Below are 25,549 nucleotides of genomic sequence, written 5' to 3' on the forward strand. Positions count from 1 at the left end.
GCCTTTGAGTACAGAAGCCCACGCTGTACCGTAAGGTCAGCGTTGGGTAGTTCACACTAATCCGGCGAAATTCCCTATGCTTCTACAGCAGAGTCAAAATATTCATTAGTTTACTTCTTAACTAAAATATATGCCGTAGCATATTCAGGTAATTGACTAATGTATCTGGTAAAATCTTTATTAGTCTTAAAAATACCTGCCAAAAAATCTAGCTGATAAAGGTTTGGTAAAAAGGCTCCGCCTGTATCGGCTATGACTCCTATTTTTAATTGTTTATTTTTACCTTGACCATACTCAATCACAATTACCCGACCTAAACCGATATTTAATACATCGCCCGCAAAAGTTACTCCTGGCTTTATGGAAATTTTTGCGTCAATCTTATACCCATATCCTTTAATTGCATTCACTTTTCTAAAATACCAATAGCGCTTTTGCGCTGTTGGTTTCACACCTCGAACATAAGACATTCCGTTGTTTCTATCGACATTAAAAAACTCTCTAGTCCCATCCGTAAATTTAATTAATATAGTTCCTTGCATCAAGGCTTCTTCTAAACCTTTACGAGTTAAATAAGCAAGAGGTTCAACTTTACCATATTCTCTTCCACCAGGTTCATAGATACCTGATAAAACGTCTTGCTTAGTATATTTAGTATAAAAATTATCGCCGATTAAATTATCTTTTAAACTGTAAATTGGTATATTATAATTAGAAGTTTTTTTATGAGATCCTGTATGAGTGAAAACAGCATACTTAGTAATTCGGAGCCGTTTTTGTTGAGAATTTTGTGGCTTGTAAGCTGACCATTTAATTACTTTAAAATTCGCATTAATAAAATTAGGATTTTGTAAGCGAGTGGTGCGATTGTTTGCAATATCTTCCTTTAGTACAGCAATCATAAAATCTAGGGTTTTCAGTGTATCTTGGACAGTAACACCCGCAGTATTTAATAATCCTGTTCGGAGAATATCTGGATCTTGATTAGCGTAGTCTTGGTAATATTTTCTAGTGTTAGTAAGAACAAATAATAAATCTTTTTGATTGAAATTAACGTTATTTGTTGGTAGTTTGGCAGCAGAGATAATTTTATTGCCGTTAACGCTATATTTATACTTTTTAAATTCATCAATAACTTGATAGGGAGCAGAAGCTGATATCAAGTTTGGTCTGGATGCAAAATTATTTTGTTGACCGAGATTATTTTTATGTAAATTTGTAGCACTTATAGAATTTTCTGAAACAGATGCTAGAGAAATTTGCTGTTGAGTGTTGGACTGAGTATGTAAATAGCCACCGCCGACCAAACCAGCAGATAAGAAAGCCGTAAAACCGACAATCAGACAAGATCTTGGATTCAATAAAATACTCATAATTAGAAAATTTTAATCTCAGAGAAAGTTTTGTGTTCTAAATTGTAGTTTTTAGGAGTTAGGAGTTATTAGTAAACATCTAACTACTAACAATTCCCAATCCAAAATCGTTCGACTGAGCTTGCCGAAGTGTCACGACGAAGTCTAAAATCCAAAATCGTTAGAGCCTAATATTTTGTAAATTACTGCGGGGGTTAGAAGTACGAATAGTGCGGATTTTTTCATAATACTCCCGCTCTTGTGGACTGATATCTCTGGGAGTGGCGATCGCAATTTTCACTAACTGATCACTACGTCCACTCTTGGGTTGTGGCCAGCCTTTACCACGTAGACGCAGGGATTGACCAGAACGCACTCCCGCAGGTAGCTTAACATTCACACTACCATCAGGAGTAGGTACTTCTATAGAAGCTCCCAAAACGGCTTCATCTGGGGTAATTGGCACTTCGCACACCAAGTTATCACCTTCAAACTGGAAAAAGGGGTGAGACTGAAGCTCAACTTTTAGGTACAAATCACCTCGCTGTTGTGTTAGAGGACTGATTTGACCTTTACCACGCACCCGGAGGCGAGTACCAGCTTTTGCACCAGCAGGAATGCGGACATCAATAGTTTCGTTACCAAGATTAAAGCGCTTTTGTACACCATGAAATGCTTCAGAAAAAGTCAAAGAAATGATGGCTTCGCTGTCTTGAGGCGTAGCTGCACCAACATCCTGGAAACCAAAATCACCGTAACCACTATAACCAGCATAACCACTAGTAGGTCCAGCACCAGTAGAAGTGCGGTAGCTATAGGATTGTCTAGCGCCGCGAGTACCACCTCCACCGAAGCGTCCTAATAATTCGTTGATGAAATCATCAAAACTGCCGTATTGGCTAAAGTCAAAGCCACCCATATCAACGCCAGTACCGCCACCAGGGAAACCTTGACCAACTTGTTTCCAATATTGACCAAATTGATCATATTTTTGCCGTTTCTCTGGATCTGACAAAACCTCGTAGGCTTCATTAATTTCTTTGAAGCGTGCTTCTGCCTGTTTGTTCCCAGGGTTAACGTCAGGATGATATTTACGGGCTAGTTTCCGAAAAGCTTGTTTAATTTCATCTGCACTGGCAGTTTTATTAACTCCCAAAACTGCATAATAATCTTTAAAATCGGTTGTAGCCATCTACAATACTCCTCTAGTATTTAACTTTATGTTTTTTTGTAAAATTAAGGGATTCGGTATCCTACACTAGGTAGAACTTTAAATATAGTTACTCTGATTTTAAATTAACAAACCTTAAATAGATTTGAGTTCGGTTGTTGCTGAAAATGCGAGGGCAATTTCCGTACTTTATGAGGGATTGGGGATTGGGGATCGGGGAGCAGGGACAACTAATCAGTGATCAGTTATCAAATTAAACTAATCACTGTTAACTGATTTATGCCCGCTCCCCGATCAATACCAAATTAAGTAATCTAATCCTTCTTCTAAACTAGGAGGAGCATCGCGCAATTGACGATACATCCGAAAAATTACATCCTCTGGTACTTGACGTTCCCGTCTTTGATTGCGTGCTAAACATAGCCAAACAGGAGTTTTTACCCAAATTCCGGTGATGTCAGTAAAACCAATATCGTGGGCTAAGCTAATGACTTCACGGCGATGGCGTCGTTGAGCGTTAGTAGCATCATAGATTACTGTACTATCTGTAGCGATCGCCTTTTGAAATTGCCGCTTAGTTTCTTGCCAAATCAGCAGCCAAGATCCTTGGATAGATTCATTGCCAAATACTTGTCCCCGGATTGCATCGGTAGAAACCACTTGCCTCTGGGGACATTGAGTCACTAATTGCTTTGCCAAGGTTGACTTACCGCTACCAGGAAGACCAATTAGTAAGAAGAATTTTGTCATTAGTCTGTTGTCCCTCATCATTAGTCATTGGTCAAAGGACAAATGACTAATGACTTGATGACTAATAACTAAATTATCGTTCCATCGGGAATAACAGCATTTTTCAGCACAACGACAATACCACTACGGATGTAGAAACCTTGAGTTTCACGCTCGGCTTCTTGGACATTATCTTTGTTAATGATTTGTACATCGCACCCGATGTGAGTATTTTTGTCAATGATAGCTCGACGAATGATTGTGTTAGAACCGATACCTAAAGGTACGCTACGATGCTCACACTCAGACTGGCGTTCGGCAAATGGCTGATACATGTCTGCACCCATAATCATGGAATCTTGAATGACGCAGCCAGATTCAATCCGCGATCGCACTCCTAACACTGAGTTTTCAACGCGGCAATTTTTGAGAATACTACCTTCGCTAATGATTGATTGGGTGACATGACAATCTAACAATTTGCTGGGAGGTAAATAACGAGCGCGAGTATAAATTGGCGCTTGCTCATCGTAGAAACTAAAGGGTGGACGAGGTTGCTGAGTTAAAGCCAGATTCGCATTATAAAATGCTTCTATTGTTCCAATGTCTTCCCAGTAATCATTGAATAGGTAAGCTTGAACGTTGTAATCGCTGCTAGCGTCAGGAATAATCTCCTTGCCAAAATCAGTCCTTTGGGAAGCTTCTTTCAACAACTTGATCAAAGCATCTTTTTTAAAGATATAGATTCCCATCGAGGCGATATATGGTTGTTGTTCGGCTTCTTCTTTGTTTAAGCCTAAAACAGTAGTATCAACCTGCATTTTCTTTAAAGCTTCGCCTTTGGGCTTTTCGCTGAAGTCAACAACCCTACCAGATTGGTCGATTTTCATCAAACCAAAGTCTGAGGCGCGACGTTCATCGATCGGTATAACTGAAAGGGTAATATCTGCCCCAGTTTCCCGATGACGCTGGACAAACTGACGGTAATCCATGCGATACAAATGATCGCCTGATAGTATCAAATATTCATCTACATCCCACTCTTCAAATAGCCATAGATATTGACGAACCGCATCGGCTGTACCTTGGAACCAACTGAGGTTTTCCGGTGTTTGCTGTGCAGCTAGGACTTCAACAAATCCTTCAGTAAAACCAGCAAAGCTGTAGGTACGAGCAATATGGCGATTCAGAGAAGCCGAGTTGAATTGTGTCAGGACATATATTTTGAAAATCTCAGAATTTATACAATTACTGACAGGAATATCTATCAACCGATACTTACCTGCCAGTGGCACCGCTGGTTTAGCACGTAATTTGGTGAGCGGATAAAGGCGGGTTCCTGCACCGCCACCGAGAATGATTGCTAAAACTTTTTTCACAAGTTTGCTCCCGACTGCCTTTCAACTCTCAACTACAGTTTAGGACTGTATGCGGCAGCTGGTAAGGGGGGATCGAAAACAAAGTTTAGTTAAGTTTTCAGAATGCTGCCGGATAAAAATGGTATTACCATCTGTTACAAAACGAAATTAGATGTATCAATTAATATTAAAATTTGTTAACACTGATACTCTTGAGTCCCAACTGTCCATCTACTAAACGCAACTTTTGCGATAGTTTCAGATACTGTACCCAAGGTTGTTCTGAAAGTTTAGCAATTTCATTTAGAGATAGAGTTGCAGAAAATACATTTTTGATCTCAGTGTTTTCACTGATTACTAAATTTTTTAAAATAGCTGCTGCATTAGAAATATCTGTCCCTGGTTGAGTATGAATAAAAACCACTAAACTACGTTCATCTGGATTTTGGACTTGATTGAGCGTCATCGCAAGGGCGGCGTCTAGCTTTTTATAGTTCATCTAAAAATCTCCCGTTAAACACCATATTGGGTAAAAGAAAAAGTTAAAGGAATTGCTGTTGTAATTTTCCTTTGCCGTTCAGCTTTTTCCCATTTCTGAGTGTATTGATTATTTAAGCCCACTTATTCGGATAAAAGGCAGGCTAAAAATAACCTGTCCTAAAAGTAACTTATCAGATTTCTAAGTTTGATTCGCCTATCCTTGTGTAGACCTAAATATATACTTTTCTATAACTAACAATGGGTAACGAGTTTAATTACTCATTACCCATTGTTATCTCAAGCCGAATCATCTATCTTTTTGCAGATGTAATCTTAAGTTCATTTAGCAACTACAGATTTTCCGCATCAATCAGTCCATAACCCCATTTGGGATCAAAAGTTCCTACACTTTCATCGGGAATAGAACTATTTTGACGTAGCAAATCTTTTACAGCCTCTGGAGTCAGATTCGGATCACGTTGCAACAGCAGTGCAACCAAGCCACTAACAAATGGTGTCGCCATACTTGTACCAGCTAATACCACAAACTTAGAATTCACCATCATTGAGCGATCAAAGTTTGCATTGGATGAAAGAGCCGAAACAATCATTGCTCCGGGGGCTGCGACATCGGGCTTTTGGGCATCATTTCGCAGTGGACCTTCGCTACTGAACTCAGAAATATTATCTAGTTCAAAGCCTACTTTTCGCTGATTACCGTCAATATCAGTATAGATAACTTTTGTAGTATAAGAAGCGACTGTTACTGCATTGCTAGCGGCTCCAGGAGAACCAATTTTCATCGTGTCAGAGATGCTTTTACCTGTGAAGAATACCGACGCAGTGTCGTCTAAAGTCCATACATCTAGGCGTACGTCATTCCCAGAGGTGTTACGTACCCGCAACTGCCAAACTCCACCTGGTACAGGTTGGTTAAACCTGCTGTTACCTCCGCCCCGAATTTGCACAAAGAAGTTATAGTCTCCGTTGGCTGGATCTGGCCCTGGGGTGACAACCTCGACTCGTGCATCCAATAAGTTATATTGTTTTGAAGGATTTCCATCAGCAATAATTGGTTGGAAGGGGGTAACAAATCCATTGGGACTGCGTAGAGAGATTTCCAACTGACCATCACAGGAATACCAACCGTTTAACCAGACAATCCCTACTTGATTGTAGGGAACACTAAAACGCATGGTTCCCAAGCGCTTACTGCTGACATTTGTCTGACCGTGGATGTTGTCATTACCTTCATTACCCGCAGCACAGCAAACAATCCTTCCTGGTCCAGATTCAGCATCAATAATTTTGGATAAAGAGTCGCTACCATCATGACCATCAGCGTGTCCACCCAAGCTGAGATTGACGACTGCTGGAAGTCCCATTTCACTTGCTAATCGGAAAATATAGCGAACACCATCAGCAATGTGGGCGTCTTGCAAGTCAGTTTTAACAATTACTAATTCTGCTTCTGGTGCTACACCACCATAGGTATTATCTAATCCAGAGGCAATACCTGCAACGTGAGTACCATGACCATCTGTATCTTGAGAAATTGTCAACTGTGTCCCGGTTAATTCGGCTCCATAACCGCCTTCTTCTACTCCTGGGCCTGGTAGTGTTTGATCCCAAATTCTTAAGATACGTCCTGCAAAAGCCGGGTGTTTTGGATCAATACCACTATCTATTACACCAATAACTACTCCTTTACCAGTTAATCCAGCTTTATTCTTAAACTCTGGTAGTTTGACTTTCTTCGGTGCTTCATCCATCCGCAACTTTAATTTACGGGATGGTTTGATCCTTTGGACCGCAGATTCTTCAGATAAATCGTCTAAACGATCTATGGGTAAGTAAGCTGTCCTGACATTACCTGTGTTTTGATTGACTTCAATTCCGTATTGTGATAGATGACTCAGATCTGCTTGTTCATCACAGTAGATAAAAACGACACTACGGGTAGGCTTAATACTGCTTTTTGGAGCAATTATACCAAGCGATCGCTTGTGTGTAGTTAAAGCTTCTTGTCCTTCTCTTTGATAGTCTTCGTAGGCTAGTAGCAATCCGGGAGAAAGTTTTTCGTGTCTCATGTTTTCCTCAAATGCAGTTTAATTGCTGCAAGATTCTAGCTTTAGCATCAATTTTCGGCAAGTGATTATTTTAGCCAGAGTCTTTGCATGTCAATATAGTTGTCTAGTGCTAAATGTAAAAACAATATTCAAGTATTCGGACTCAGCAATGATGGATGATGAAATATGAGTCTTTTTGTGGGTAAATGATTAAGTAGTAAGTATTTATTGCCTTATTGCAAAGAATAATTAGCAATTAACAATCAACTACTATTTACCAAACTTCATAACTCATAATTCATCATTCATAATTTCTGGATACAATACCTATTTGCTTAATTTCGCAAAAATTTGACGTCAAAAATCAATAAAATCTTAAATTTAGTTAAGTGAAGCGACAGTAAATAGAGAAAAACTTGGAAAAATAAAAGGTAAAAGGTAAAAGGTAAAATTTTTCCTTTTCCTTTTCCTTGTGAATATAGATTCAATGTCTATTTGTTTATATTAGCTTTAGCATCTTTGACTGCGGCAAAGAAAAATAGTCCTGTTAGGGGAATACTTAACCCTAAAATAATCGCGGTGGTTTGAGTACCAAGATCAGGCTGTCCGGAGGTAAGTTCAAAAACAGAACCTACTGCTGCGATCGCAGTAATACAAGAACAGGCTAAAAATAAACCACTCTTAGGAGTCATTACGTTCACAAGCACACCCTCCTACACAAATGATTTGACAGCTTGATGGGAGAAACCATGCTTGGATAGCTCCTGCGCTAAAGCTAAAGAGTTTTCTACACGATCTACAAATACTACACCGTTGAGGTGGTCGATCTCGTGCTGAATACAACGTCCTAGTAAATCTGAAGCTTTCAGTGTCTTAGGGCGTCCATACTCATCTTTGTAGGAGATTTCGACAATTTCGGGACGTTTCACATCCATGTAGACTCCTGGAATACTCAAACATCCTTCTTGAGCAACGCAGATGTCCCCACTTACCTTTTTAATAGTAGGGTTAATCAACACCAGTGGGGAATTAGCCGCGTTATCTGGTTCAAGATCAATGACTATAACTTGTTTGTGAACTCCGACTTGGGGTGCAGCCAAACCAATACCATCTTGGCTATACATGGTTTGTAGCATTTCCCGTGCTAGTTTGCGGATTTCGTCATCTACTTTAGCAACGCGCTTGGCCCCTTGGCGCAGAACGCGATCGCCAAGGAAATGCAGTTCCAAAGGCGGATTTTGTAACTTTTTCTTCTCAACAGCGACTTCCGATGGCATTCTTTTTTAACTCACCTATTATGGATTGGGAATGATTGCGCTTTATTTAATCTTAGCAATCTGTGGGGAATGAGGATTGAGCATTGCCACCAATAACTAACCAATCACACATGACAAATTACAAATGACAAATAACTAATAATAGAGTTTGACCATTTTGTATAAACAATAGATTATAGAATGTTGAAAATACTGACGAAACTTGACTATCTACTTAAAGAAACCTTGATTGGTTTGCAACGTGGTGGCTGGATGAATTGGGCAGCTATCAGTACTGTGACTGTATTACTATTCCTGTTTGGTTTAAGTTTACAGAGTTCTTGGCAAGTAGAAAAATTACTTTATCAATTCGGTAGTCAGTTGGAAGTCTCTGTTTATCTCGATCCGGGTGCGCGTGCAGACAGCATTGAACCATTGGTGTCAAGAATACCAGAAGTTACAAATATAAAAGTTATTACCAAAGAACAGGCTTGGCATAAGCTAGTTCAAGAACTAGGAATTGCTGATATCGAAGGTGCTACTCAGCAGCTAGGTGAAAATCCGCTTGTGGATGAATTGAAGGTGAAAGCGCGTAACTCGCAAGTAGTACCAAACTTAGCAACACAACTAGCAAAATTACATGGAGTAGATGCAGTTCAGTATGTGGATGAAGCAGTCAGACGTATTGCTCAGTTGCATCGAGGTTTAAACTGGGTAACGTTAACAATTACTATTATTCTGACCTTAACAGCGATCGCTGTGACTACGACCACCATCAGATTAATAGTCATGGCGCGACGCCGAGAAATTGAAATTATGCAACTAGTCGGAGCAACTTCAGCTTGGATTTACCTACCGTTTATATTGCAGGGAATTGCTTTTGGTTTGATTGGAGGTGCGATCGCTTGGAGTTTCATTAGCATGACTCAACAATTTCTCGGACATTTACTAGCTAACCAACCAGAATTCATCAAATTTCTCACCAACGGTTTACAACTAACTCCATTACAAACTTTATTATTGCCCTTGATTCTCCTCAACTTTGGTGCAACCGTAGGATTAATCGGAAGTTTATTTGCTGTGCAAAAAGTTAGTCATTAGTCATTAGTCATTGGTAATTAGTAATCAACCACCAACCAACAACAAATAAATGAGTCAATGGGAATCTTTATTAAAAAATCTCGGTGAATGGCAAGGTTCATTCACTCGTGTGTCGCCCCAAGGTGAAATAATCAGTGATACACCCAGTGTTGTGTCTCTAGAGGGATTAAATAATCATCAGACAATTCGTCAAATTATTCGCCTGGGTGGAGATGAAAAAGTCCTAGAATATAGTTCTTTAGGACGGAGTGTATTATTTTTTGAAAATGGTGCCTTTTCTCAAGGTACGATTCAGCTAGGGCCATTTTCGGAATTTGGAGCAGAATTAGGGTTAATTCATGAAAATCGCCGTTTGCGTCTCGTGCAATTGTTTGATAAAAATGCTCAATTAGACCAATTTACCCTGATTCGCGAACATCTAGCCGGAACCCCAGCTACACAAAGCACTGCTGTAACAGTAGAAGCATTGTTAGGAAAATGGCAAGGTGAAGCAGTGACAATTTATCCAGATTGGCGATCGCCTGATCGTTACTCTACCAAAATGCAATTACAACTGGATGATTCTGGACATTTAGTGCAAAGTCTCTCATTTGGCGATCGCACAATTACCTCGACTGCTACAATCAATGGTTCCATTCTCACATTTGCTCAAGACTCACAAAAACAGATACAAGTCTTATTATTACCTGATGGCGCTTCCGTCACGTCACCATTAAAAGTGCAATTCCGCCAACCTTTATTTTTAGAAGTGGGTTGGTTAATTACACCAAATCTCCGTCAACGCATGATTCGTAGTTACAACGATAAAGGGGAATGGGTGAGTCTGACTTTAGTGACAGAAAATCGGATGAATTGATTTTAAGAACGACGGATAAAGCGCCCAATACCAGCAGCACACCGCAGAGCAATTTTTTTCTGACGGTATTCCCAGGGTGAGTAAAGTTGCATCGGTGTTTGTGTGTTTTGCCAATAAGCTTTATCTGTCAATGTTGGAGGTGATCCATTCAAAGCATTAAAAATTAATTGTTTTCGCCAAGGTTTGATCTGGCTTCCCGACGCATGTGACATGATATCTACACTAACACCGCCAAAATCCATTCCCATTGAACCAACAGTACTAAGTGGTTCAGAACTTAACATTACTGCTAAGTTCAAGATACATTGATCGGTTTGGAAATAGGGATAACGATTAAAAGCCAGACAGAAATCCTTGAGATTGATATAACCTGCTTCCTCAAAAGTGTGTAATAGTTTTTGCCATAACAAAAGTATAGATTTCTGACTCTGCTTTACACCAATAAAGCCAGCGTTATAGTAGCGATTTAGTTCACGTTGACAAAGAAAACCGTAGCGTTGTGCAAGTTCTTTCCAAGCTAATCTATAAGGATGATTGGCAGGCATATAATCGTAAGCATCCTCACATAAGGCAATACCACGATCAACCCAATTAATATAGAAATCCCAGTCACGTTTATTGACAATGTCAGGGTCAAAATAAAATAATGCTTCAACTTCTGGACAATAGTTTTCCCAAAGTTGCAGCATAAAATCAGGTTTGTAATTAGAAAAAAATGTTGAAGTGGTTAACTTGATAAATCGAATTATACAATCTTCGGCAACATAAAACTCTTGATAACCCTGATTTTCTTGAAGAGAATTTATCCAAGGTGGTAAAGTTCCACGATACCCTACCCACACGACACCACGAAAGCCATTATTATAAAGAGAGTTAACTAGTACACCTACGCCGTAGTGATAATCTCGTTCAAATAAAGTACAAATATTTGCAAGCATAAGCAATAGACCCTGAATCTACAAACAACATTGTTGAGGGGATAAAATTAAAGTGAAATTAACACTTAACCAAATAATTCATCACAGCTATTTTCACTATGAATCAATGGTGCTTGAGTAAATATATACTTGCGTTGACATGTGTTTATAGGAGACTATATAAAGCAAGTATCTTCACCAAAGTATCCACAGCAAATACATGTTCCTCATCTATCTAAAGGAGTAGAATTATTGAGATTGTCATAAATAACAGACATTATTTTTAGTATTAAATAAAAAGATTTAACACTTTTTTTACTACCAAAATTATTAATTATACTTGTGACAAAAATATGACAAAATTAAATCTCTAAACAATAGAACACTTTTGATATAACGCTTTACAAAGTAACTCTTGATACTCTTGATCACCGACTCTATAAGCCCCAAATCTTTCTAAATGAGGATTCATCATTTGAGCATCAAATAACACAAACTGCCTTTGTCGTAATCTTTCTACTAACTTCACCATTGCGACTTTAGAACCATCAGGAATACGATAAAACATTGATTCGCCGATGAAAGCACCACCAATAACAATCCCTAAAATTCCTCCAGCAAGTTCATCTTCTTGCCAAGTTTCAAAACTATACGCCCAACCTGTTTGGTAAAGTTGCCAATATATATCTTTTAATTCTGATGAGATCCAAGTTAGTTCTCGGTTAGCACAACCTTCGACTACTGATTCAAAATCGCGATTAACCGCCACACTAAACCGATGTTGATTCAGGACACGCCGTAGGGACTTAGGGTAGCGAAATTGATCATCTAAAGGAATGAGAGTGCGATCGCGACTTCCGTACCAACCTAAGCCATTATCTTCATCAGCCATGAGAAAATAGCCTTGGGCGTAACCTTGAATGATAGCAGCAGTATCATATTGCATAAATAACACTAAAAATAAAAACATCGCTTAGTCACGCCATTAGATGTTAAAAATCATCCTCTGCGTTCCTTTGCGATTCGTTTTAACACTTGGTGCGTTTTAAGATAAATCAAAAATATGACAGAACCTATTCCACCTATCACCCTACCACCATCCCAAAATCCAGAACTTGAAGGCAAATGGTTAAAGCAGCGCTTGCATGGATGGCTAGACACAGAATTTATCCCAGAAGCAGTTAACCAAAATATTGCTGAACGTGCAGCCCAAATATTTGTTCGCCAAAGGATGGAAGGAGAAAATGACCTTGGTTCTCTGGTAATTGCTATTGTTACAGAGATGCAGGCATTTGATTTTTCTAAAAGTTTCTATGGAGAGTTTGCGATCGCCAACGCCGTTAGCGATCTACTCTTAGAAAGTTTAGGAATTGATAACTGTTGTGGACAGTAGTCATTTGTCTTTCGTCATTTGAACAATGACTTTTTACAAATCATCAATGACTACCAACTTGACTTAACCACTCCAGGTAAAAGGCCCTCGTGCGCCCATTCCCGCAAAACGTTCCGAGATAGTCCAAAGTCGCGGTACACACCTCTAGAACGGCCAGTAGCCCAGCAACGGTTACGACGGCGAGTGGGTGCGCTGTTGCGGGGTAGCCGTTGAATTTGTCTGTGAATCTCCAGCTTATCCATTGGATCTTCTGTAGTTCTAAACTCTTCTAACAAAGCTTCCCGTTTGGCAGAATACTTTGCCACTAGTTTAGCGCGCTTTTTCTCGCGCTCAATCATGCTCTTTTTTGCCATTGAGTTCTGTTACTTACTTTCTAAATTAAAAGACAGCATTTCCCATTCTATCTGATGAAATTAGTTATTGGTTAGTAGTTAGTTTTCTAGTTTGGCTGTTCACTGATAACTGTTCCTTGATAACCGAAGCCGAAGGACATAAATCAGCCAACTCGCAAACCTCACATGCAGGATTACGGGCTTTACAAACAGCACGACCATGATAAATCAACCGGATTGACCAATTTTCCCAGTCAGGTTGAGGCAAAAGACGAATTAAATCTCGTTCAATATGAATAGGTTCGGTGTGTTCAGTCAAGCCTAGACGTTGACTGAGACGTTTGACGTGGGTATCAACTGTTACACCAGCATTAATGCCAAAAGCATGAGCAAGGACCACATTTGCTGTTTTGCGCGCTACCCCTGGAAGCAGCAACAATTGCTCCATTTGCTTTGGTAATTCACCGCCAAATTCGTTAACAATCATCCGACAGGCAGCTTGAATATTCTTTGCTTTGTTACGGTAAAATCCCGTAGAACGTACTATTTTTTCTAACTCACTCAGGTCAGCATTAGCCAAAGTCGGTGCATCTGGGAAACGACTAAATAACACTGGTGTAACCAAATTTACTCGTTCATCCGTACACTGGGCAGAAAGAATTGTTGCAACCAGCAGTTGAACTGGGGTGGAATAGTTTAGAGAACAAGTAGCATCTGGATAAAGACGTTTGAGGCGAACCAATATTTCTAGCGATCGCTGCTTTTTAGATGACCATTTACGAGTGTTGCTCACTGGATGAAAATAGGGATCGGGGATTAGGGATTGGGGATTGGGATTAGGGATTGGGGATTGGACTAGAAGTCAAATATATCGTCCGCAAGCTCGCAAGTAAAGTGCGCGGCTTATAGCTTGCGGGCTTACGGGTTAAAGAATTGCAGGCGACTCAATTACTGGAATAGTTTTTGCACCCACTCCAGTTGGGAAGTTTCTTTGACAATGAGAAAAATGCCCAATCCCAAAAGTAACATTAAACCTGTTTGCATCACGCCTTCTTGAACACGAGAAGGTAAAGGTTTACCCCGCAATCCTTCAATGAGCAGAAAAGCGAGTTGTCCTCCATCCAAAGCTGGTAAAGGCAGAATATTGATAATTGCCAAGTTAATGCTAATTAAAGCTCCAAAATAAAACAAACTGCCTGTATCATTTTGGGCAATGTTAGCACCAATTTCCACAATTTTGACAGGGCCTGCTACTTGACTAGCTGTTTCGCCGAAGTTAGTAATTAATTGCTTAAAACCTTGAAATGTCAATTTCATAATTCGCTGAAATTCAGCAGCACCAAGGTTAAAAGCTTCTAGCAAATTAGCACGACGACGTACAACTTTACCATTGGCAGAAAGTCCAACACCAATGCTACCCCCAGCTGGTTTAGCTTCGGGAGTGACACTCAAAGACAGCTTTTGATCACCACGAGCAATTTCTAGTTGAACTGGCTTACCTGCATTCGTTTTAATGATTTCTCTTAAAGCCTCTATCTGTTGCAGTGAGGTACCAAACTCTTTGTTATTAGCAGCTAAGATGACATCTCCTGCTTTGATACCAGCTTGAGTCGCTACATTACTAACTTCTGGGGCTAATTGTTGGATTAAGACTCCAGGCTGGGTTGCTTGTGAAATACCGACTAAATTTACCTGCGCCACAAGCAGAAAATAGGCAAAAATTAAATTTGCTATCACTCCTGCGCTAATGACGATCGCCCGATCTAAAATTGGACGGTTACGCAGCAGGTTAGGGTCATTAGGTGGAATTTCACTATCTGGATCATCGTCAGGAAAACCAACAAAACCACCCAACGGAAACGCCCGAACAGCATATTCCGTTTCCGGGCCTTGGTATTTCCAAATAACTGGCCCAAAGCCCAAAGAAAAGCGGTTGACATGAATTCCTTGAGATCTTGCTGCAATGAAATGTCCTAGTTCGTGTACCAAGATCAGAACAGCCAAGACTGCGATCGCCGCTAAAACTGACATAGAGAATTTTTTTGAACTTACTTAGCTATACTTTTTTCTATTCTAGAATGAGTACCACTCTAGCATTGGTCTGCAACACTGTATGTTTTCGGGCTATTTCGCTAATTCTTTAGGCGGAGTGATGATTTGAGAACTTCTCAAAAGTATCCCTTTCAAGGTGTAATGTATTCTTCTTGGTGTCTTAAATTTTAATTGTAATGCCACCCCCTTTCCTAAATCAGTATATTCGCAGCGTTTGGCAGCCGAGAAAAGGTTTAGCGATCGCAGAGGCCTGTGTCATTGGTCTTGTTGCAGCCTTTTCTGCTGTCTGCTTGAAATTTGGTTCGGGATGGCTAGGAACATGGCGAGTTCATGGTTCTCATATTTTACCAGCTTGGCTATTCCTACCAGCGATTGGTTTAGGCTTCGGGTTTTTGGCGGGAATATTGGTAGAAAGGTTAGCACCAGAAGCATCTGGTAGTGGTATACCTCACGTTAAAGCTTCGCTTGCGAATGTACCAGTCAAGCTTTCTTGGCGAGTGGCGCTTGTAAAATTACTCAGTGCCATAATCACTCTAGCTTCGGGGATTACCTTGGGTAGACAAGGCCCGACTGTACAAGTTGGTGCTGCTTTGGCCGCAGGGATGAGTCGCTGGGTTCCTACCTCTCCAGACCATCGACGTCAGATGATCGCAGCTGGTGCGGGTGCGGGTTTAGCAGCAGCTTTCAATGCACCGATTGCTGGTGTGTTGTTTGTGATCGAAGAGTTACTCCAAGATTTATCAGGACTGACATTGGGAACCGCCATCATCGCCTCATTTATCGGTGGTGTTGTTTCCCGTTTGTTAGGTGGTCGTAGTTTGCTACTGAACTTGGAATTGACTCAATCTTCTAGCAGTTTTTCAATCGTAGAAATTCCCTTTTATCTGATTTTAGGTATTTTAGCAGGGTTACTGGCAGCATTATTTAATCGGGGATTAATTAAAAGTATCCAAATATATCGTAGTTTTCATATCAGTTTATCCTTGCGGATAGCTTTGGCAGGACTAATATCAGGAATAGTTGTTGCATTTTTGCCTGCTTCGTTCCGTGATAATACTGGATTACGAGAATTTGTCCTCGCTGGTGAAGCTAATACATCCGTAGCCGCGATCGCCTTTTTTGCTCAATTTATCTTGACATTATTAGCATTTGGTTCAGGTGCGCCAGGAGGGTTATTTGCTCCCAGTTTAATTTTAGGTTCTTGTTTAGGTTATATCATCGGTGTTTTTGAATTCAATTTATTTGGATTAGGTTCGCCAACGACTTATGCTTTAGCAGGTATGGGAGCATTTTTTAGCGCTGTTTCCAAAGTACCAATTACGGCGATTGTGATTGTTTTTGAAATGACAACAGATTTCAATCTGGTATTACCCTTGATGGTTGGTTCTGTCACATCTTACCTGGTTGCTGACAAGCTGATGCCAGGATCACTGTATACCAAACTTTTAGAGTTAAGTGGCATCAGTATTAAAAACCCAGTTCCTGTTGAGGATACATTGACCAACTTAACAGCAAAAGATGTGATGCAACGACGGGTGGAAACCTTAGATGCACAGATATCTGTGGAAGAAGCAGTACAGGCCTTTTCTAGATCTCACCATCGCGGATTTCCTGTAGTGGAGGAGAGTAAATTAGTAGGAATTGTCACCCAAACTGATTTATTAAAAATACGCGATCGCAACTTAGCAAAAGATACGCCGCTACGGGAAATCATGACGCCACAGCCAGTTACAGTCACACCCATCCACAGCTTAGGTAATGTACTCTATTTATTAGATCGTCATCAAATCAGTCGTTTACCAGTCGTAGAAGGACGCAGAATTATTGGCATAATCACTCGTGCTGATATTATTCGGGCAGAAGCCGATAGTCTCAACTGTAAAACTAGAGAACACGGACCACAACCGGAACCTTCTTACGTAGTTTATCAAACGCGATCGCCCAGCATCGGTAGAGGTAGATTATTAGTACCAGTCGCTAATCCTGAAACAGCTGCGACATTATTGCGAATGGCAGCAGCAATCGCCCGCGATCGCCACTACGAAATAGAATGTCTACAAGTAATTATTGTTTCTCGTCAAAGTTCGACCGCCGAAACACCAGTCAGAACAACTAAAAGTCGGCGATTATTACGAGATGCTGAAGTTTTGGGCAAAAAATGGAAAATCCCAGTACATACACAAATACGAGTTACCCACGATATCGCCCATGCCATCTTAGAGACAATTAAAGAAAGACATATTGATCTAATTTTGATGGGGTGGAAGGGAAATACTTCCACCCCTGGTCGTATTTTTGGCGATGTTGTAGACACGGTAATTCGTCAAGCGAGTTGTGAGATAGTGTTGGTGAAGTTAGGGAAAAGTCCAGAGTCTAGAATTTCATTTACTCCTCGTCTCCCTCTTGCTCCTCCTCAATTCAACCGTTGGCTAGTCCCAATGGCTGGTGGTCCGAATGCAAGAGCGGCGATCAAATTGCTACCAGCTTTAGTGACGCTAGGAAATGATCCCAAAATTCGCCTCACCCGTGTGTTTAAGCCATCTGAATCAGAACCAGACATGAGAATTCTAGAAGAAGCAATTCGGATACTCGTCCGTCGTCAAAAATTATCTAGTACCGTAGTAGCAGCACCACTGGAAGCAGATTCTGTAACTGAAGGAATCATCAACTTAGTCAAAACAGAAAATTATGATGTAGTTGTTTTGGGCGCTTCCCGTGAAGGATTATTACAACAGGCCATGAAAGGAAATATTCCCGAAGCGATCGCCTCTGGTGTAGACAGTACCGTGATTTTGGTCAGGGGAGCAATAAATACCTAATTAGTTGCACAAAATTAAATTCATTCGTGGAGGTCAGGGAGCAGGGAGAATAACTGATCCCCGATTCCCGATTCCCAGTAAAAATCTCAAAATTAATAGCCCAAATCACGCCCCTAGTGTTAAATCTAATATCGTTGAGCAGTGAGATATCAACGTGAAAGCACAGGTATTTAGAGGCGTCAATCAACTTTCCTACGAAGAAATTCCTGTACCCGAACTACAACCGGATGAAGTGCTGGTACAAGTGCGAGTAGTGGGTTTGTGTCAGTCGGATATCAAAAAAATTCGTTATCCCCTATATGAACCACCACGGATTTTTGGACATGAAACTGCGGGGACGATCGCCGCACTAGGTACAGAGGTTAAAAATTGGCACATTGGACAACGGGTAGCGGTAATGCACCACATCCCTTGTATGCGTTGCGACTATTGCCTAAATGACAATTTTTCAATGTGCGAAACTTATAAAAATATCTGTACTACAGCCGGATTTGCACCTAGTGGTGGTGGTTTTGCTGAGTATGTCAAGGTTCCCGGTCATATTGTCCGCAATGGTGGGTTGATTCCCATTCCCGATCATATCAGTTTTGAAGAAGCAAGCTTTGTGGAACCAACTAATTGCTGTCTCAAAGCAGTCAAAAAAGCCCAAATTGCACCTGGACAAACAGTTTTAATCACTGGTGCGGGGCCAATTGGGTTAATGTTTGTGATGTTGGTGAAATATTTCGGAGGAAAAGCGATCGCCACTGATTTGATCCCCTCCCGAATTGAAAAAGCTTTGGTTGTGGGTGCAGAAGCAGCTTTTGATGCTCGTGATGCTGATTTACCAGCTAAAATTCAAGCACTCACCAATGGTATGGGTGTAGATGTCACTCTACTTGCTGTTCCCAGTGACAAAGCTTTCTTCCAAGCCCTTGACTGTACCCGCAAAGGCGGTAAAATTCTCTTTTTTGCCGAATTTCCTGATCAAGTAGAAATTCCCATTAATCCCAATATTCTCTATCGTCGAGAAATTGATTTGATGGGTAGCTACAGTTCATCCTATCGCCTACAAAGTCTGGCGGCTGATATTGTATTTAATAAACGCATTGATGTACAAGCATTAATTAGCGATCGCTATCCATTACAAAATTTATCTCAAGCTGTAGATCAAGCGATCGCACCAACACCAGAAACGTACAAAATTTTGATTTATCCCTGATATTGGGGATTGGGGATTGGGGAAGGTAGGGGTCCCCTGGAGGGGATAAGGGGAAGGTGGGGCCCCCTGGAGGGGATAAGGGGTAATCAGGGTGGTTTCATACAAGCAGAGAAAAATTAAAATCTTCTTTTAAAGCCTCTCCCCTTATTAAGGGGAGAGGTTTGGAGAGGGGTAAAAATCTATGCTTCAAAACGAGAAATACAGACTTCCATATTTTTCTTTTTTCGTATGAAACCACCCTGCTCTGGGGATAAGGGGTAATGGGGATCAGGGATCGGGAAGAGAACTTAGTTAAATAATTCCCCCCACACTCCCCACACTCCCCACACTCCCTTCTCCCTGCTTCCTTGTCCTCCTTGTCCTCCTTGTCCCCCTGTCCCCTTTCCCCAATCAATCCCCGATCCCCATGATCCTCATAGTCATTCTGCTCGCTTTCTATCTGGCTTTTAACCTTGGTGCTAATGACGTTGCTAATGCGATGGGAACTTCTGTTGGTTCCAAGGCTGTAACTCTCAAGCAAGCATTGATTATTGCTGGTGTATTAGAATTTACAGGAGCGGTACTGTTTGGACAGGAAGTCTCGCAAACGATCGCAACCAAAATTGCTAATCCTGAATTATTTGCAAGTACACCCCAGATCTTAATGATTGGGATGATCACAGTGTTAATCAGTTGCGGTTTGTGGTTACAAATTGCCACTGCACGTGGTTTGCCTGTATCTTCTTCTCATGCAACTGTGGGTGCGATCGCTGGCTTTAGTTGGGTAGCTTTGGGAGTAGATGCGATCGATTGGCTATCAATTGGCAAAATCACTGTAGGTTGGATTGTAACGCCAGTAATCAGTGGTGCGATCGCAGCTTTGTTTTACAGTCAGATCAAACGTTGGATTTTAGAACAACCGCATCAATTATTACAACTGAATGAGTGGATTCCCTGGTTGAGTGTGGTGTTTCTGGGAATTTTTGGTGTGATTGTTTTACCATCAGTTATTCAACCAGTGGCAAAATTTTTAACTGAGGAGATCGGTATGCAAGTACCAATCCATGATTTTCCCTTATTTGTAGGAGGTATTGCAGCGATCGCGCTTAGTTTGTATAGCTGGCGACAGTTGGACACAGGGGATACACTCTCGGTGTCTTCTTCTTCATTCTCCGTAGTTGAAGGTCTATTTGCCAAATTCCAGTTACTGAGTGCTTGTTTTGTAGCTTTTGCTCATGGTTCAAATGATGTCGGTAATGCGATCGCTCCTTTGGCGGCGATTGTCTATATTAATAGCACTGGTACTGTACCCACAGGCGGGATCGCTATTCCTATCTGGATTTTAGTACTTGGTGGTGGTGGTATTGTTACTGGTTTAGCTATCTGGGGTAAGAAAGTCATTGCTACTATTGGCGAAAGTATTATTTCTTTACAACCCAGTAGTGGATTTTGTGCTGAACTTGCAACCGCGACTACAATTCTTTTGGCTTCTCGTTTGGGACTACCTGTTTCTACTTCTCACGCGCTTGTGGGTGGTGTAGTCGGTGTGGGACTGGTGCAAAATCCTAACTCAGTTAAATTTAAGACTCTGCAAGGAATCGCCACTGCTTGGCTAGTTACAGTTCCCATCAGTGCGGGACTCAGTGCTGTAATCTTTAGCATTACCAGACTTCTAGATTTTTGACTGATGAGTGGGTAGTAAGAGCCTTACTTAACAGATAAAACTGATAACTGATTCCTGATAACTGTTAAAATGCTTTTCGGGCGATCGCAAGATTTTTAACTTCCACTAAATACTTAAAAATTAATATTTTGATTTGTAGGCAAACTGTCATTGTATTTACATTTTTACATGGTAAATGTATTTCTAGGAAACTTTAATTACCAAAAAAAATTATTAATTTTTATTTCGACTACACCCGTCACTGTGATGTTTTGAGACAACTAATGATATTAGAGAATAATTTATTTAACCTAAAAATTTATCAAAAATTATACACAGCCTGAAGCCATATCAAAATTCTGCAAGATTCAGACAGGATACCGTAGGTTAGAGGTAACAAACTAATGGGGCGATATGAGAAGCGGTCAGAAAACTCACGAACAGGTGATCCATTCACAGAAGCAGATACCGCTCTAAGAGCTGTCACTGAAGAATTGCAAATCATCCAACGGACTTTGCTCAAGTCTTTACAAGAAGATATCAAACGTTTACAGACAGAAAAACTCCGTTTAGTTGATGATGTCAGACGTCTGCAAGAAGAAAAGGAAGAACTACTTCAAGGTCGCCAGTTAAGCGAATTACAAGTGTTGTTGCGTCAGTTAGCCAATATTTTGGCAAGTCATATATCCTCGCAACTACAATCTTCTCTGGAAACCTTAGCCAAGCAAGCTGTAGAATTAACCACTGAAGACAGTAAGGAAAGTGACGCCATTGCTAATCAACTGCTTGGCTCTTTAGATGATACCCTCACTATTACTTTTCACACTCTTCAGCAGGAAGTAAAGAACTATCAAACTAATATTTCCCAACAGTTGTCTCAGATGTCACTGCAACAACAGCAAGGGGAAGAAATTTTAGCAGAGTTAGTAAATCGCCTACGTGGAGAACTCGTACGTGCGGAACTAGAAAAAACTACACAGCGATCGCCACAACAATCTCCTCCAACAGTCATCCAAACAACACCCTATCCTGCGGACGACTCAACAGAACAACAATATTCAAGTTTTTGGGAAACCCCAACCCATCATAAGCAAGAGCCAACACAACAACAATATCCAAGTTTTGGGGAAACACCATTACATTATGTGGACGAACCGACAGAACAACAATATTCAAGTTTTTGGGAAACTCCACCACATCCTACGGACAATACAACAGAACAACAGCATCCTGCTGACGATACGACAGAACAACAGCATCCTGCTGACGAATCAACAGAACAACAATATTCAAGTTTTTGGGAAACTCCACCACATCCTACGGACAATACAACAGAACAACAGCATCCTGCTGACGAATCAACAGAACAACAATATTCAAGTTTTTGGGAAATCCCACCACATCCTACAGACAATACAACAGAACAACAGCATCCTGCTGACGAATCAACAGAACAACAGCACTCAAGTTTTTGGGAAATCCCACCACATCCTACAGACAATACAACAGAACAAGAGGAATCTACTAACTGGGATGTGGAAACGGAACTAGAAACAAACAGGATTCGAGAGTATGGAGAGGCGCAAATTGATCTACCAGAAGAATCTGAGCCTTTTACATTTACTCAAGATGATGTGGTGACAGCCAATTCTTTCCTAGAGGGCGACACAACATTTATTTCCAATGGTGTATCACCAAGGGAAGAAGTAACCACATCCGCGCGATCCCGACGGAGAAATTCAGCGATCGCACCAATGGGTTTACTGTTGATTTTGTTGTCAACAGGGGTGATATCGCTTTACAACGTCGCCATTAAAGTCATTTTCAACTCAGATTCGCTAATTTTTGGAGCATTTGAGGTAGAGGGTTTACTAACGCCTACTCTTGGTAATTCTCTGTTGATTTTAATGCTCAGGATGCTGGTAGTTGTACCATTAATGTTGGTTTTAGCACCTATACTATATCCGCAGGTATGGCAAGATTTGCAAAATCTCGCGGAGTCATTGCGAACAAAATCCCACACCGCGAATGCAAAAAGCAAGCAAGTATTGTTGCTGTCGATGGTGAGTGGATGCTTTTTATTTTTGTCTCAGGTATTGATTTATATTGCTATTAGCCAAATCGCGACGGGAGTAGCGATCGCATTATTGTTTGTTTATCCAGCCATTAGCGCACTTTTAGCATGGTCTTTGCTTAGAGAACAACCTACTTCTTTTCGTTTTGGTGCGATCGCCTCTATTTTTGTAGGACAAATGATGATCCTAGCCGGAGATACAAGTGTTGGTACAGGTAATGCTTTTGTCGGCAGTATTGCAGCTCTGGTTTCAGGAATAGCCTTTGCTTTCTACATAATTTTGACACGTATCTGTGCAAGTAAACTTCATCCTGTGCCTTTTACTTTAATTAATTTTGCCACCATGCTGATGTTGTCTGTGGTGGGTTTGATCATACCCTTACCCATCACTTGGAGTCTCCAAGTCAATCCCAATAAATTGCTGGAATTGATTTTAAGTGCCTTCATTTTGGGCGTATTGACTTTATTTGGCTATGTTTTCAATAATGTCGGTGTCCGCAAACTCGGTGCTACGCGATCGGCAATTCTAGGTGCTACTGTTCCTGTATTAACTGTGATTTTGACAGGATTGATTATTCAAGAAACCCTACAACCTGCACAAGTATTAGGAGTTTTATTAGTAACTGTTGGTGCTGCTGCTATTAGCTATGAAAAAATGCGAAATCATACCAAAACAAGTAGTAATACTTCTCGCCATTAAAAATTGAAATTTAAATAAATTTAATTTTCAATTTTCAATTTCCAATTTTCAATTCCCACAGTAATACCTTTTGACTTGAAAAAAGCAAAAGGGTAGAGAATTAATGGTACCAGGAAATATCAGCTTTTTTATACATAGTCGTAAAAACTTTTTTTGGGAATCATTTCTACTTAAATGTTTGCTGACCAAAATTTCAATAAAAAATAAATTTCTGTTAACATTTTTGAATTCCAAAACTTCAGATTCAAATCTAACAACCTTTATATGACTTTTTTAAGAAGTTTTTCAATAAAACTTTTTAGATAAATAGTAATTTTGTAAATATTTTTACATATCCACTGGCGAAAAATTGCTAAAATCAGCAGAAATCTTCCTTGGAAAAGACAAGATTTTTTGTTTTTGAATTAATCACTTTGATTTTAAAGTCTATGACTTTCCCTCAAGCAAATTCGCTTTATCATCAGGACAGCATCATCCCTTGGCAATTTCAGAGCAGCTCACCATACGCTGCGTTCTTAGTGAGACTGCAAAACATACCACCTTCATCTTCGTAGGCTAGTCTTTTGTCATGAAACAAATACATTAAAAGAGAAATTACAGCTAAAGCTTGAATAACCTAAATTATCGAAAAGGTTAAAGGGGAAAAGAAGTCGCCTACAAGCTTGGAGATTTCAACTTTCCTTGGAATCCAAGATAATCTCATCCTCAGTGGCGAGGCTCTAAACCTTTCTCCTAATCTATAAATAGACTCAAATTTGAGCCATAATCTGAGCTTGATAGCATCCATCCTTCTGCATAGCTGCTTTCTCCCTTCTTAAAATTAGTCGATTACCTCTACCAAAAAAGTTGATTCTGCCAATTTGCCAGAAAATACTGACTAAATGACAATTATGACTACCAAGAACACCCTTACTTAACGCATAATAGATCATCTAAGTAAAGACATTGCCTTCAGTCGGGTGTATACTACATACTTTCCATTGACTGATTACTGTAAACGTGCTATACAATTGCCTGTTATATGAGTAATGACGTAGATCTGATCAAGCGTCTTGGCCCCAGTGCTATGGATCAGATTATGCTTTATCTGGCTTTTAGTGCCATGCGGACAAGTGGGCATAGACATGGGGCATTTTTAGATGCAGCCGCAACCGCAGCCAAGTGTGCAATTTACATGACCTATCTGGAGCAGGGACAAAACCTGCGGATGACAGGACATTTACATCACTTGGAACCTAAACGAGTCAAAGCCATTGTTGAGGAAGTAAGACAAGCCTTGACTGAGGGCAAACTGCTGAAGATGCTAGGTTCTCAAGAACCACGCTATCTGATTCAGTTCCCCTATGTCTGGATGGAAAAATATCCTTGGCGGCCAGGACGTTCACGTATTCCTGGAACAAGTCTTACTAGCGAAGAAAAGAGACAAATTGAGCAAAAATTACCCTCTAATTTACCAGATGCTCATTTGATCACCTCGTTTGAATTTCTAGAGTTAATTGAATTTCTGCATAAGCGATCGCAGGAAGATTTACCCAAAGAACACCAAATGCCTTTGAGTGAAGCTCTAGCGGAGCATATCAAGCGCCGTTTACTTTACTCTGGTACGGTGACACGCATTGATTCTCCTTGGGGAATGCCCTTCTACGCTCTGACTCGTCCTTTTTATGCACCAGCAGACGACCAAGAGCGTACTTACATCATGGTCGAAGATACCGCCCGCTTCTTCCGAATGATGCGAGATTGGGCCGAAAAAAGACCAAACACCATGCGAGTCTTGGAAGAGTTGGATATTCCACTCGAAAAGATGCAGCAGGCCAAAGACGAATTGGATGAAATTATCCGTGCTTGGGCAGATAAGTATCATCAAGATGATGGAATCCCCGTGGTATTACAGATGGTATTTGGTAAAAAAGAAGACTAAAATCTCGAATATAGGTATGGTCTTCAGATTTTCCTGTGCAAAATTAGCAGCTAGTACCATCGATGATAGTCCCACGCTATACAACTATTCCTGAATAGTGCATTGTTGTTAGTGTGGGATAAATTA

22 protein-coding genes are annotated in these 25,549 nt (G+C 40.5%); 8 read left to right on the forward strand and 14 right to left on the reverse strand.

Annotated elements, in window-relative coordinates; genetic code table 11:
* Positions 1 to 110: 110 nt before the first annotated feature.
* From AC5JMK_RS22690 to def, 8 genes are all read right to left on the reverse strand, one after another.
* Entirely contained in the window at positions 111 to 1,373 is a 1,263-nt protein-coding gene (locus AC5JMK_RS22690; protein ID WP_495911090.1) for a hypothetical protein, read from the reverse strand.
* A 160-nt stretch (positions 1,374 to 1,533) separates the two neighbouring features.
* On the reverse strand, positions 1,534 to 2,544 hold the full coding sequence (locus tag AC5JMK_RS22695; RefSeq protein WP_096674792.1) for a DnaJ C-terminal domain-containing protein: 1,011 nt from the start codon (positions 2,542 to 2,544) through the stop codon (positions 1,534 to 1,536).
* Positions 2,545 to 2,817: 273 nt separating this feature from the next.
* Positions 2,818 to 3,273, reverse strand: coding sequence for an AAA family ATPase (locus AC5JMK_RS22700; protein ID WP_096674790.1), 456 nt, complete (start codon positions 3,271 to 3,273; stop codon positions 2,818 to 2,820).
* Between the two features lie 68 nt (positions 3,274 to 3,341).
* Complete coding sequence (locus tag AC5JMK_RS22705) at positions 3,342 to 4,631, reverse strand: glucose-1-phosphate adenylyltransferase (RefSeq protein ID WP_096674788.1); 1,290 nt, start codon at positions 4,629 to 4,631, stop codon at positions 3,342 to 3,344.
* 166 nt (positions 4,632 to 4,797) lie between these two features.
* Entirely contained in the window at positions 4,798 to 5,109 is a 312-nt protein-coding gene (locus tag AC5JMK_RS22710; RefSeq protein ID WP_096674786.1) for a hypothetical protein, read from the reverse strand.
* A gap of 331 nt (positions 5,110 to 5,440) precedes the next feature.
* Positions 5,441 to 7,180 carry a S8 family peptidase gene (locus AC5JMK_RS22715; RefSeq protein ID WP_495911091.1) on the reverse strand — a complete coding sequence of 580 codons (1,740 nt, stop codon included), beginning with the start codon at positions 7,178 to 7,180 and terminating at the stop codon, positions 5,441 to 5,443.
* A 470-nt stretch (positions 7,181 to 7,650) separates the two neighbouring features.
* On the reverse strand, positions 7,651 to 7,851 hold the full coding sequence (locus AC5JMK_RS22720; RefSeq protein ID WP_096674783.1) for a hypothetical protein: 201 nt from the start codon (positions 7,849 to 7,851) through the stop codon (positions 7,651 to 7,653).
* Positions 7,852 to 7,872: 21 nt separating this feature from the next.
* Positions 7,873 to 8,436: a peptide deformylase gene (def, locus tag AC5JMK_RS22725; protein ID WP_495911092.1), complete on the reverse strand. Its 564-nt coding sequence runs from the start codon at positions 8,434 to 8,436 to the stop codon at positions 7,873 to 7,875.
* 180 nt (positions 8,437 to 8,616) lie between these two features.
* Between def and AC5JMK_RS22730 the strand changes: the two genes are divergently transcribed.
* Both AC5JMK_RS22730 and AC5JMK_RS22735 read left to right on the forward strand, forming a co-directional pair.
* The gene (locus AC5JMK_RS22730; protein ID WP_096674780.1) at positions 8,617 to 9,516 is read left to right on the forward strand and encodes a cell division protein FtsX; all 900 of its coding nucleotides are present in this window, start codon (positions 8,617 to 8,619) and stop codon (positions 9,514 to 9,516) included.
* 49 nt (positions 9,517 to 9,565) lie between these two features.
* Positions 9,566 to 10,372, forward strand: a complete 807-nt coding sequence (locus AC5JMK_RS22735) for a DUF3598 family protein (protein WP_495911093.1) — start codon at positions 9,566 to 9,568, stop codon at positions 10,370 to 10,372.
* 2 nt (positions 10,373 to 10,374) lie between these two features.
* Here the strand turns inward: AC5JMK_RS22735 and AC5JMK_RS22740 are convergent, their stop codons facing one another.
* A complete protein-coding gene (locus AC5JMK_RS22740) occupies positions 10,375 to 11,310 on the reverse strand; it encodes a hypothetical protein (RefSeq protein ID WP_096674776.1) in 936 nt (311 codons plus the stop codon).
* A 349-nt stretch (positions 11,311 to 11,659) separates the two neighbouring features.
* Positions 11,660 to 12,235 carry a leucyl/phenylalanyl-tRNA--protein transferase gene (gene aat / locus AC5JMK_RS22745; protein ID WP_096678780.1) on the reverse strand — a complete coding sequence of 192 codons (576 nt, stop codon included), beginning with the start codon at positions 12,233 to 12,235 and terminating at the stop codon, positions 11,660 to 11,662.
* Between the two features lie 117 nt (positions 12,236 to 12,352).
* Here aat and AC5JMK_RS22750 point away from each other — a divergent pair, with 117 nt between their 5' ends.
* Positions 12,353 to 12,682 carry a DUF8822 family protein gene (locus AC5JMK_RS22750; RefSeq protein ID WP_096674774.1) on the forward strand — a complete coding sequence of 110 codons (330 nt, stop codon included), beginning with the start codon at positions 12,353 to 12,355 and terminating at the stop codon, positions 12,680 to 12,682.
* 50 nt (positions 12,683 to 12,732) lie between these two features.
* Here AC5JMK_RS22750 and rpsN read toward each other — a convergent pair whose 3' ends face one another.
* The 3 genes from rpsN to rseP all read right to left on the reverse strand — a co-directional run bounded on the left by rpsN (position 12,733) and on the right by rseP (position 15,045).
* The gene (gene rpsN / locus AC5JMK_RS22755; protein ID WP_096674772.1) at positions 12,733 to 13,035 is read right to left on the reverse strand and encodes a 30S ribosomal protein S14; all 303 of its coding nucleotides are present in this window, start codon (positions 13,033 to 13,035) and stop codon (positions 12,733 to 12,735) included.
* A 64-nt stretch (positions 13,036 to 13,099) separates the two neighbouring features.
* Positions 13,100 to 13,807 (reverse strand): endonuclease III, encoded by a 708-nt coding sequence (nth, locus tag AC5JMK_RS22760; protein ID WP_096674770.1) that lies wholly within the window; start codon positions 13,805 to 13,807, stop codon positions 13,100 to 13,102.
* Positions 13,808 to 13,962: 155 nt separating this feature from the next.
* Entirely contained in the window at positions 13,963 to 15,045 is a 1,083-nt protein-coding gene (gene rseP / locus AC5JMK_RS22765; RefSeq protein ID WP_096674768.1) for an RIP metalloprotease RseP, read from the reverse strand.
* A gap of 197 nt (positions 15,046 to 15,242) precedes the next feature.
* On the opposite strand from rseP, the gene AC5JMK_RS22770 reads away from it, so the two are divergent.
* From AC5JMK_RS22770 to AC5JMK_RS22785, 4 genes are all read left to right on the forward strand, one after another.
* Positions 15,243 to 17,885 (forward strand): chloride channel protein, encoded by a 2,643-nt coding sequence (locus AC5JMK_RS22770; RefSeq protein ID WP_495911094.1) that lies wholly within the window; start codon positions 15,243 to 15,245, stop codon positions 17,883 to 17,885.
* 154 nt (positions 17,886 to 18,039) lie between these two features.
* Entirely contained in the window at positions 18,040 to 19,086 is a 1,047-nt protein-coding gene (locus AC5JMK_RS22775; RefSeq protein ID WP_096674764.1) for a zinc-dependent dehydrogenase, read from the forward strand.
* Between the two features lie 406 nt (positions 19,087 to 19,492).
* Positions 19,493 to 20,749 carry an inorganic phosphate transporter gene (locus AC5JMK_RS22780; RefSeq protein ID WP_495911095.1) on the forward strand — a complete coding sequence of 419 codons (1,257 nt, stop codon included), beginning with the start codon at positions 19,493 to 19,495 and terminating at the stop codon, positions 20,747 to 20,749.
* Between the two features lie 383 nt (positions 20,750 to 21,132).
* Positions 21,133 to 23,502, forward strand: a complete 2,370-nt coding sequence (locus tag AC5JMK_RS22785; RefSeq protein ID WP_495911096.1) for an EamA family transporter — start codon at positions 21,133 to 21,135, stop codon at positions 23,500 to 23,502.
* A gap of 749 nt (positions 23,503 to 24,251) precedes the next feature.
* Here the strand turns inward: AC5JMK_RS22785 and AC5JMK_RS22790 are convergent.
* The gene (locus AC5JMK_RS22790; RefSeq protein WP_096674758.1) at positions 24,252 to 24,434 is read right to left on the reverse strand and encodes a hypothetical protein; all 183 of its coding nucleotides are present in this window, start codon (positions 24,432 to 24,434) and stop codon (positions 24,252 to 24,254) included.
* An 89-nt stretch (positions 24,435 to 24,523) separates the two neighbouring features.
* On the opposite strand from AC5JMK_RS22790, the gene hetR reads away from it, so the two are divergent.
* Positions 24,524 to 25,423: a heterocyst differentiation master regulator HetR gene (gene hetR / locus AC5JMK_RS22795; protein WP_096674756.1), complete on the forward strand. Its 900-nt coding sequence runs from the start codon at positions 24,524 to 24,526 to the stop codon at positions 25,421 to 25,423.
* Positions 25,424 to 25,549 lie beyond the last annotated feature (126 nt).

It is taken from the genome of Pelatocladus sp. (genome assembly GCF_059505505.1).

Coding starts and splice junctions, on each gene's coding strand:
- AC5JMK_RS22790 (WP_096674758.1), bottom strand. CDS start 24,434: ATGATCTATTATGCGTTAAGTAAGGGTGTTCTTGGTAGTCATAATTGT.
- def (WP_495911092.1), bottom strand. CDS start 8,436: ATGCCATCGGAAGTCGCTGTTGAGAAGAAAAAGTTACAAAATCCGCCT.
- AC5JMK_RS22785 (WP_495911096.1), top strand. CDS start 21,133: ATGGGGCGATATGAGAAGCGGTCAGAAAACTCACGAACAGGTGATCCA.
- AC5JMK_RS22715 (WP_495911091.1), bottom strand. CDS start 7,180: ATGAGACACGAAAAACTTTCTCCCGGATTGCTACTAGCCTACGAAGAC.
- AC5JMK_RS22750 (WP_096674774.1), top strand. CDS start 12,353: ATGACAGAACCTATTCCACCTATCACCCTACCACCATCCCAAAATCCA.
- AC5JMK_RS22740 (WP_096674776.1), bottom strand. CDS start 11,310: ATGCTTGCAAATATTTGTACTTTATTTGAACGAGATTATCACTACGGC.
- AC5JMK_RS22780 (WP_495911095.1), top strand. CDS start 19,493: ATGATCCTCATAGTCATTCTGCTCGCTTTCTATCTGGCTTTTAACCTT.
- AC5JMK_RS22710 (WP_096674786.1), bottom strand. CDS start 5,109: ATGAACTATAAAAAGCTAGACGCCGCCCTTGCGATGACGCTCAATCAA.
- AC5JMK_RS22770 (WP_495911094.1), top strand. CDS start 15,243: ATGCCACCCCCTTTCCTAAATCAGTATATTCGCAGCGTTTGGCAGCCG.
- AC5JMK_RS22695 (WP_096674792.1), bottom strand. CDS start 2,544: ATGGCTACAACCGATTTTAAAGATTATTATGCAGTTTTGGGAGTTAAT.
- AC5JMK_RS22730 (WP_096674780.1), top strand. CDS start 8,617: ATGTTGAAAATACTGACGAAACTTGACTATCTACTTAAAGAAACCTTG.
- rpsN (WP_096674772.1), bottom strand. CDS start 13,035: ATGGCAAAAAAGAGCATGATTGAGCGCGAGAAAAAGCGCGCTAAACTA.
- AC5JMK_RS22690 (WP_495911090.1), bottom strand. CDS start 1,373: ATGAGTATTTTATTGAATCCAAGATCTTGTCTGATTGTCGGTTTTACG.
- aat (WP_096678780.1), bottom strand. CDS start 12,235: ATGCAATATGATACTGCTGCTATCATTCAAGGTTACGCCCAAGGCTAT.
- rseP (WP_096674768.1), bottom strand. CDS start 15,045: ATGTCAGTTTTAGCGGCGATCGCAGTCTTGGCTGTTCTGATCTTGGTA.
- AC5JMK_RS22735 (WP_495911093.1), top strand. CDS start 9,566: ATGAGTCAATGGGAATCTTTATTAAAAAATCTCGGTGAATGGCAAGGT.
- AC5JMK_RS22720 (WP_096674783.1), bottom strand. CDS start 7,851: ATGACTCCTAAGAGTGGTTTATTTTTAGCCTGTTCTTGTATTACTGCG.
- AC5JMK_RS22700 (WP_096674790.1), bottom strand. CDS start 3,273: ATGACAAAATTCTTCTTACTAATTGGTCTTCCTGGTAGCGGTAAGTCA.
- hetR (WP_096674756.1), top strand. CDS start 24,524: ATGAGTAATGACGTAGATCTGATCAAGCGTCTTGGCCCCAGTGCTATG.